General features: G+C 53.7%; 9 protein-coding genes and 1 riboswitch. Of the genes, 6 read left to right on the top strand and 3 right to left on the bottom strand.

What is annotated here, in order from left to right; translation table 11 throughout:
• Nucleotides 1-68: 68 nt before the first annotated feature.
• Nucleotides 69-179: riboswitch (TPP riboswitch) on the bottom strand.
• A gap of 53 nt (nucleotides 180-232) precedes the next feature.
• Nucleotides 233-736, bottom strand: a complete 504-nt coding sequence (rsd, locus tag EHN07_RS18560) for a sigma D regulator (RefSeq protein ID WP_124025491.1) — start codon at nucleotides 734-736, stop codon at nucleotides 233-235.
• A 95-nt stretch (nucleotides 737-831) separates the two neighbouring features.
• Between rsd and nudC the strand changes: the two genes are divergently transcribed.
• The 6 genes from nudC to EHN07_RS18590 all read left to right on the top strand — a co-directional run bounded on the left by nudC (nucleotide 832) and on the right by EHN07_RS18590 (nucleotide 5197).
• Entirely contained in the window at nucleotides 832-1605 is a 774-nt protein-coding gene (nudC, locus tag EHN07_RS18565; RefSeq protein ID WP_124025492.1) for an NAD(+) diphosphatase, read from the top strand.
• A gap of 34 nt (nucleotides 1606-1639) precedes the next feature.
• Complete coding sequence (gene hemE, locus EHN07_RS18570; RefSeq protein ID WP_124025493.1) at nucleotides 1640-2704, top strand: uroporphyrinogen decarboxylase; 1065 nt, start codon at nucleotides 1640-1642, stop codon at nucleotides 2702-2704.
• Nucleotides 2705-2719: 15 nt separating this feature from the next.
• The gene (nfi, locus tag EHN07_RS18575) at nucleotides 2720-3391 is read left to right on the top strand and encodes a deoxyribonuclease V (RefSeq protein WP_124025494.1); all 672 of its coding nucleotides are present in this window, start codon (nucleotides 2720-2722) and stop codon (nucleotides 3389-3391) included.
• A 43-nt stretch (nucleotides 3392-3434) separates the two neighbouring features.
• Nucleotides 3435-4025, top strand: a complete 591-nt coding sequence (locus EHN07_RS18580) for a YjaG family protein (RefSeq protein WP_124025495.1) — start codon at nucleotides 3435-3437, stop codon at nucleotides 4023-4025.
• 186 nt (nucleotides 4026-4211) lie between these two features.
• The gene (gene hupA, locus EHN07_RS18585) at nucleotides 4212-4484 is read left to right on the top strand and encodes a nucleoid-associated protein HU-alpha (protein WP_032615913.1); all 273 of its coding nucleotides are present in this window, start codon (nucleotides 4212-4214) and stop codon (nucleotides 4482-4484) included.
• A 14-nt stretch (nucleotides 4485-4498) separates the two neighbouring features.
• Nucleotides 4499-5197, top strand: a complete 699-nt coding sequence (locus EHN07_RS18590) for a DUF1481 domain-containing protein (RefSeq protein ID WP_124025501.1) — start codon at nucleotides 4499-4501, stop codon at nucleotides 5195-5197.
• A 46-nt stretch (nucleotides 5198-5243) separates the two neighbouring features.
• On the opposite strand, the gene purD is transcribed toward EHN07_RS18590, so the two are convergent.
• Together purD and purH are read right to left on the bottom strand one after the other, a co-directional pair.
• On the bottom strand, nucleotides 5244-6536 hold the full coding sequence (gene purD, locus EHN07_RS18595; protein ID WP_124025496.1) for a phosphoribosylamine--glycine ligase: 1293 nt from the start codon (nucleotides 6534-6536) through the stop codon (nucleotides 5244-5246).
• Nucleotides 6537-6552: 16 nt separating this feature from the next.
• The gene (gene purH, locus EHN07_RS18600; RefSeq protein WP_124025497.1) at nucleotides 6553-8142 is read right to left on the bottom strand and encodes a bifunctional phosphoribosylaminoimidazolecarboxamide formyltransferase/IMP cyclohydrolase; all 1590 of its coding nucleotides are present in this window, start codon (nucleotides 8140-8142) and stop codon (nucleotides 6553-6555) included.
• Nucleotides 8143-8323 lie beyond the last annotated feature (181 nt).

Genomic DNA, 8323 nt, shown 5'->3' on the forward strand with positions numbered 1-8323 from the left:
GGAAGTGGCTTGTCAGAACAACGGAGGAGTAATGAAGATAGGTCCACCCGCATACGGATGAGCCCAACAGCAGAATTACTCTTGTTCCCTTCGCAGGTATTAGCCTGATCAGGTTCCGCGGATCCCGAATTAACGGTCTCAGCCGGTGCTTTACGCACTCGGCACTCCGACAAGATAAACCCGTATTGCTACGGGCCGTGATGTTTTAAACTACTCGCCAATCGCACAGAATTCAAGCAGGACTTGCAAGGTTGCCGGTATCCTGAGATCTGTGATTTAAATGGTTATCGAACGCCAACAAAATGAGCTTATCTTCCAGAGAGAAACGCGCCTCGAGCGCCTCACCAATACCGGATAAGGCTTTCTGGAACTCAATATAGTTATCATGGTCGATTGCGCTTTCAAGATGCGTATCATAAAAATCCATGATCTGCTGGGTGTTGGCTTCAAGCTGCGGGTAAAGATGGGTGGCGGCTAAAAGTGGGCTGTTGCCTTCCATTTCACCGATAATACGTTCATAAATATTAAAATGACCGGCAGAAAGATAATCCACCAGATTATGGCAAAAGTTATCCAGAGCCTTTTCATTGAGCGCGGTATGGGATTCCTTGTTAGGCTTGATCCCAACCATATTGTAATAAGCCACCAATAAATGTTTGCGGGCATGTAGCCATTGGTCGATTAACTCATTACTACCACCAACGCGCTCAGTCAGATTTTCTAACTGGTTAAGCATGATTGACTCCGTGAGTAAAAGATGTAACGCAAACGTACCTAAAATTGTTACGACCAGTTGTTTATACCAGCGAACTCGGGGATGTGCACCAGGTTATGGAACGTGTAATTCAAAAGTTAGATCGGGGCTGGTTTATCGTCAGCCACCAACAAAAGCTGTGGCTGCCGAAAGGTGAGCTGCCTCACGGAGCAGCACAAGATTTTCAGCTCGATGGGGCGTCTGGAATGCCTATCGGCGAGTGGGAAAGTGAGCCGGTGTGGCTGGTGCAGCAAAACCGCCAGGCGGACATGGGGTCGGTGCGCCAGGTGATTGACCAGGACCCAGGATTGTTCCAGCTGGCGGGGCGCGGTGTGCAATTGGCCGAGTTCTACCGTGCGCACAAATTCTGCGGCTACTGCGGCCATGAGATGCACGTCAGCAAAAGCGAATGGGCAATGCTGTGCAACCATTGCCGTGAACGTTATTACCCGCAAATTTCACCGTGCATCATTGTCGCCATTCGCCGCGACGATCAAATCCTGCTCGCCCAACATACGCGCCATCGCAACGGGGTTTATACCGTACTGGCCGGGTTCGTTGAAGTGGGGGAAACCCTCGAACAAGCCGTGGCGCGTGAAGTGATGGAAGAGAGCAGCATTCGCGTGAAGAATTTACGTTATGTCACTTCGCAACCGTGGCCGTTCCCGCAATCGTTGATGACCGCGTTTATGGCGGAATATCACAGTGGTGAGATTAAAATTGACCCGCAAGAGTTAATTGACGCGGGCTGGTATCGATATGATCAGCTCCCGCTGTTGCCGCCGCCAGGTACGGTGGCGCGTCGTTTGATTGAAGATACCGTCGCCCTGTGTCGCGCGGACTATGAGTGATAAACTTGAGCGATACAGCCAAAGGAAATTCAAAATGACTGAACTGAAGAACGACCGTTACCTGCGGGCGCTGCAACGCCAACCTGTAGATACCACGCCAGTATGGATGATGAGGCAGGCAGGTCGTTACTTGCCAGAATACAAAGCGACTCGCGCACAAGCCGGTGATTTTATGGCACTGTGTAAAAATGCGGAGCTGGCTTGTGAAGTGACTTTGCAGCCGCTGCGCCGCTACCCGCTTGATGCAGCGATCCTCTTCTCCGACATTCTCACCGTGCCGGACGCAATGGGATTAGGTCTGTATTTTGAAGCGGGTGAAGGCCCGCGTTTTCGCACCCCTTTAACCTGCCGCGCGGATATTGAAAAACTGCCGCTGCCTGACCCGGAAGATGAACTGGGTTATGTGATGAACGCGGTGCGCACTATTCGCCGTGAGCTCAAAGGTGAAGTGCCGCTGATTGGTTTTTCCGGCAGCCCGTGGACGCTGGCAACCTACATGGTTGAAGGCGGAAGCAGCAAAGCCTTCACCGTGATCAAAAAGATGATGTATGCCGATCCGCAGGCGCTGCATCTTCTGCTCGATAAGCTGGCGCGAAGCGTCACGCTGTATCTCAATGCGCAAATTAAAGCGGGCGCGCAGTCGGTGATGATTTTCGACACCTGGGGTGGCGTGCTGACCGGGCGTGATTACCAGCAGTTCTCGCTCTATTACATGCATAAAATCATTGATGGCCTGCTGCGTGAAAACGAAGGGCGTCGCGTGCCGGTGACGATGTTCACCAAAGGCGGCGGTCAGTGGCTGGAAGCAATGGCAGAAACGGGCTGTGACGCGCTGGGATTAGACTGGACAACCGATATTGCCGATGCTCGCCGTCGCGTGGGCCACAAAGTGGCATTGCAGGGCAACATGGACCCTTCAATGCTGTACGCACAGCCTGCGCGCATTGAAGAAGAAGTGGCGACTATTCTGGCTGGCTTTGGCCAGGGTGAAGGTCACGTCTTTAACCTTGGCCATGGTATCCACCAGGATGTTCCGCCAGAGCATGCGGGGGCATTTGTTGAAGCGGTGCACCGTTTATCGAAGCCGTATCACCAGTAAAATTCAGGAGAGGGAATGGATCTCACAAGCCTGCGTAAACAGCAGATCGAATTAGCCTCGCAGGTTTGCCGCGAGGATCGCCTTGAACAGGATCCTCCCCGGTTAATCGCCGGGGCGGATGTGGGGTTTGAGCAGGGGGGCGAGGTAACTCGCGCCGCCATCGTGCTACTGAAATATCCTTCTCTCGAACTGGTTGAGCACCAGGTGGCGCGTATCGCCACCACCATGCCTTACATTCCCGGCTTTCTCTCTTTTCGCGAATACCCGGCTTTATTAGCCGCCTGGGAATTGCTGTCGCAACAACCTGACCTGCTGTTTGTCGATGGCCACGGGATTTCGCATCCCCGCCGTTTGGGGGTGGCCAGCCACTTTGGCCTGCTGGTGGATGTCCCGACCATTGGCGTTGCCAAGAAACGCCTGTGCGGCCAGTTTGCAGCGCTCCCGGAAGAGCCTGGCTCCAGCCAGTTGCTGACTGACAAAGGCGAGTCGCTTGCCTGGGTGCTGCGCAGTAAAAAGCGCTGCAACCCGCTATTTGTCTCAACAGGCCATCGGGTCAGCCTCAATACCGCTTTGCTCTGGGTGAGTCGCTGTATGGCGGGCTACCGTTTACCGGAGCCGACGCGCTGGGCAGATGCCGTGGCGTCGGGCCGCCCGGCTTTCACGCGGTGGCAAGCAATTCAGGGGTGATTAAGGTAAACTGCCGCTAATATTCCGTCTTTGAGACATCGTTATGTTACAAAACCCAATCCATTTGCGCCTGGAGAAGCTGGAAAGCTGGCAGCATGTCACTTTCATGGCCTCTTTATGCGAACGTATGTATCCGAATTACGCTATGTTCTGCCAGCAGACTGAATTTGGCGATCCTCAGCTGTATCGTCGTATTCTCGATCTGATTTGGGAAACCTTGACGGTCAAAGATGCGAAAGTAAACTTCGACAGCCAGCTTGAGAAGCTTGAAGAAGGCATTCCTGTTGCAGACGACTATGATATTTACGGCGTCTACCCGGCGATCGATGCCTGCGTCGCGTTGAGCGAATTGCTGCACTCACGCCTTTCCGGGGAAACGCTGGAACACGCTATTGAAGTCAGCAAGGCATCGATTACCACGGTTGCGATGCTGGAAATGACTCAGGCCGGTCGTGAAATGACCGATGAAGAGCTTCGAGCAAACCCGGCGGTTGAAGAAGAATGGGATATCCAGTGGGAGATTTTCCGCCTGTTGGCTGACTGTGAAGAACGCGATATTGAACTGATCAAAGGACTGCGCGCCGACCTGCGTGAAGCGGGTAGCAGCAATATTGGTATAAATTTGCAGCAGTAAGACAGTAAAACGTGACTTACAGTCCGAATTGTCACCCCTGAAGGCTTCCAATTAGCCCCCCGTCTGGTCTACATTTGTGGGGCGAAAAAAAGTGGCTATCGGTGCGTGTATGCAGGAGAGTGCTTTTTTGGCATTTCCGTCGCACTCGATGCTGAGCAAGCGATAAACACATTGTAAGGATAACTTATGAACAAGACTCAACTGATTGATGTAATTGCTGACAAGGCTGATCTGTCTAAAGTACAGGCGAAAGCTGCTCTGGAATCCACCCTGGCTGCAATTACTGAGTCTCTGAAAGAAGGTGATGCTGTCCAACTGGTTGGTTTCGGTACCTTTAAGGTAAACCATCGTGCAGAGCGCACTGGCCGCAATCCACAGACCGGTAATGAAATCAAAATCGCCGCAGCTAACGTGCCGGCATTTGTTTCAGGCAAAGCACTGAAAGACGCTGTTAAGTAAGTTAACCAGTGTCAGTGAACAGTTTTAGCAGAGGGGCGTTTACGCCCCTTTTGTTTGTCTGGCGTCCTCTGGCCGTACTGACAAGCACAGCGCTGTTAATGGCATGCAGCAGCCAACCGCCACTCCCGCCCTTTACCGCGAGCGGCTATCTTGCCGATCAAGGCGTGGTGCGCATCTGGCGCAAAGATAATCACGACGATGGCGGCGTTCATCTGCTTACGGCGTTTAGCCCGGTACAGAAAGGGGCGACCACGGCCAGTGATTACCGCTGGCAGGGCGAGCAGCTTGTCTCTATTGAGATGACCATTCAAAGCCGGCCACCTGAGCATATAAAAGTGCGTTTTGACGATCGCGGCGAGCTAAGTTTTATGCAGCGTGAAGTGAATGGGCAAAAGCAGCAGCTTTCTAACGACCAGATTGCGTTGTATCAGTATCAGGCAAGCCAGACTAAAGCGACCAGCGAGGCACTACGCATCGGGCGTGTTGTGTTGCGCCAGGGCCGCTGGCATGACAATGGCACAGTCACAACCTGCGAAGGTGAGGTTATTGAGCCGCAGCTCGACAGCGCGTCGCTAAACCATATTGCTCATCGCCAACGCCACTCCTCGATGGATGTCAGCCTGGCCTGGCTGGAGGCGCCTGAAGGGTCACAGCTGTTACTGGTAGCGAACCAGGACTTCTGTAGCTGGCAGCCTAAGCCTGCGACTTTTTAAAGTAAAAAAAACCGCCACGCGGGCGGTCTTAGTAGCATTTCAATCATTACTTCGCGTTTTCACGCTCAATGGCGCGATAGCCAATATCTGAGCGGCTGAAGCTGCCTTCCCAGTGGATATCCTTCATCAACTCGTAAGCACGCTGCTGCGCAAGTGCTACGGTATCGCCTAATGCGGTCACGCACAGAACGCGGCCACCGTTAGTCACCACCATATCGTCTGCGCGCAGTTTCGTTCCGGCATGGAATACTTTACCGTCCGCTACCTCTTCCAGCGGCAGGCCGTGAATCACGTCACCGTTACGGTAATCCGCAGGATAACCGCCAGCCGCCATCACCACCCCCAGCGATGGACGCTCATCCCATTTTGAGGTGGTTTCGTTAAGCTTGCCATCACAGGCGGCGAGGCATAATTCAACCAGGTCGGACTGCAGGCGCAGCATAATCGGCTGCGTTTCCGGGTCACCAAAGCGGCAGTTAAACTCGATAACTTTAGGATTGCCTTGCTTATCGATCATCAGGCCGGCGTACAGGAAACCGGTATAGGTATTCCCTTCCGCCGCCATACCACGTACGGTAGGCCAGATAACCAGATCCATTGCGCGCTGGTGGACTTCATCTGTCACTACCGGAGCGGGGGAGTAAGCCCCCATACCGCCGGTGTTCGGACCCGTATCGCCATCGCCCACGCGTTTATGATCCTGGCTGGTGGCCATTGGTAACACGTTCTCGCCGTCAACCATCACGATGAAGCTGGCTTCTTCGCCATCCAAAAACTCTTCGACCACGATGCGGTGCCCGGCGTCACCAAAGGCGTTGCCCGCCAGCATATCGTTTACCGCAGCTTCAGCATCGATCAGCGTCATCGCCACGATCACGCCTTTGCCTGCGGCCAGGCCATCGGCCTTAATCACAATCGGCGCGCCTTTTTCACGTACGTAAGCCAGCGCAGGCTCCACTTCAGTAAAGTTCTGGTATTCAGCCGTTGGGATTTTATGGCGAGCCAGGAAATCCTTGGTGAAAGCTTTGGAGCCTTCTAACTGCGCGGCCCCCTGAGTTGGGCCAAAGATTTTCAGGCCCGCGGCACGGAAGGCATCAACTACGCCAATCACCAGCGGCGCTTCCGGGCCAACAATCGTCAGGTCGATTTTTTCATTTTGCGCAAAGTTGAGCAGCGCGGGAATATCCGTCGGATTAATTGCCACGTTCTGCAAAGCGGGTTCCAGCGCGGTGCCCGCATTACCCGGCGCGACGAATACAGTGCGCACTAACGGCGACTGTGACGCTTTCCAGGCCAGCGCGTGTTCGCGCCCGCCATTACCAATCACTAATACTTTCATTTATGGTCGCTCCGGATTAATGGCGGAAGTGGCGCATGTCGGTAAAGATCATGGCGATCCCGTGTTCGTCAGCGGCGGCGATCACTTCGTCATCGCGAATTGAACCGCCAGGCTGGATAACACAGCTCACGCCGACTGCCGCAGCGGCATCAATACCATCGCGGAACGGGAAGAACGCATCAGATGCCATGGCGGAGCCTTTCACTTCCAGACCTTCATCGGCAGCTTTAATACCGGCAATTTTAGCGGAGTAAACGCGGCTCATTTGGCCTGCGCCTATACCGATAGTCATATTCTCGCGGGCATAGACAATCGCATTGGACTTAACGAACTTGGCTACTTTCCAGCAGAACAGCGCATCACGCAGTTCTTGCTCGGTAGGCTGGCGCTGGCTGACCACGCGCAGGTCGGCGGTGCTCACCATGCCCAGATCGCGATCCTGGACTAACAGGCCACCGTTCACGCGTTTGAAATCCAGACCCGCAACGCGCTGCTGCCACTGGCCACAAGTCAGTACGCGAACGTTTTGCTTCGCAGCGGTTACCTTTAACGCTGCGGCGCTGGCAGAAGGGGCAATAATGACTTCGACAAACTGACGGGAGATAATCGCCTGCGCGGTTTCGGCATCCAGTTCGCGGTTAAACGCGATGATGCCGCCGAATGCAGAAGTGGGATCGGTTTTATAAGCGCGGTCGTAGGCATCTAATAAAGAATCGCTGACCGCCACGCCGCAAGGGTTGGCATGCTTAACAATAACGCAGGCTGGCTCGCTGAACTCTTTCACACATTCCAGCGCCGCATCGGTATCGGCAATATTGTTATAGGAAAGCGCTTTGCCCTGAACCTGAGTGGCGGTAGCCACCGAGGCTTCTTTAATTTCTTCTTCTATATAGAAAGCTGCTTGCTGGTGGCTGTTTTCACCGTAACGCATATCCTGCTTCTTAATGAAATTCAGGTTCAGCGTGCGAGGGAAGCGACCGGAAGGATCTTTACTTTCGCCGTGATAAGCAGGAACCAGGCTACCGAAGTAGTTGGCGATCATGCTGTCGTAAGCGGCGGTGTGTTCGAAGGCCTTAATCGCCAAATCGAAACGGGTCTCAAGAGTCAGCGATCCTTCATTAGCATCCAGCTCGCTAACGATCGCTTCGTAGTCACTGCTCTTTACTACGATTGCCACATCTTTATGGTTCTTCGCCGCGGAGCGCACCATGGTCGGGCCGCCGATATCAATATTCTCCACCGCATCTTCCAGAGCGCAACCTTCGCGGGCAACGGTCTGAGCAAATGGATAAAGATTGACGACAACCATATCGATTGGGGAGATTGCGTGTTGTTCCATGATCGCATCATCCTGGCCGCGGCGACCGAGAATGCCGCCATGCACCTTTGGATGCAGGGTTTTGACGCGTCCATCCATCATCTCAGGAAAACCGGTGTAGTCAGAGACTTCTGTTACCGGCAGGCCAGCCTCAGCCAGCAGGCGAGCGGTTCCGCCAGTGGAAAGCAGCTCCACGCCACGTTGGGAGAGCGCTTGGGCGAATTCGACGATACCGGCTTTGTCAGAAACACTGAGCAGAGCGCGGCGTACAGGACGACGTTGTTGCATGGTTTGATCCCTTAGCTTTGGTTCGCATATAGAAGAGCGTTAGCTGAATTTTAGTTATTTTCCCTAAAACTCAGCTAACGCCCCAAAACGGGGCGTCCTTTTAATGCGGGCATATTGTAGCGAAAACGTTTGCGTCACGCTCGCATAATTTAGGGTTCCATCACGATTGTGGATAACTTTG

Source organism: Buttiauxella warmboldiae, assembly GCF_003818135.1.
GTDB classification, from domain to species: Bacteria; Pseudomonadota; Gammaproteobacteria; order Enterobacterales; family Enterobacteriaceae; genus Buttiauxella; species Buttiauxella warmboldiae.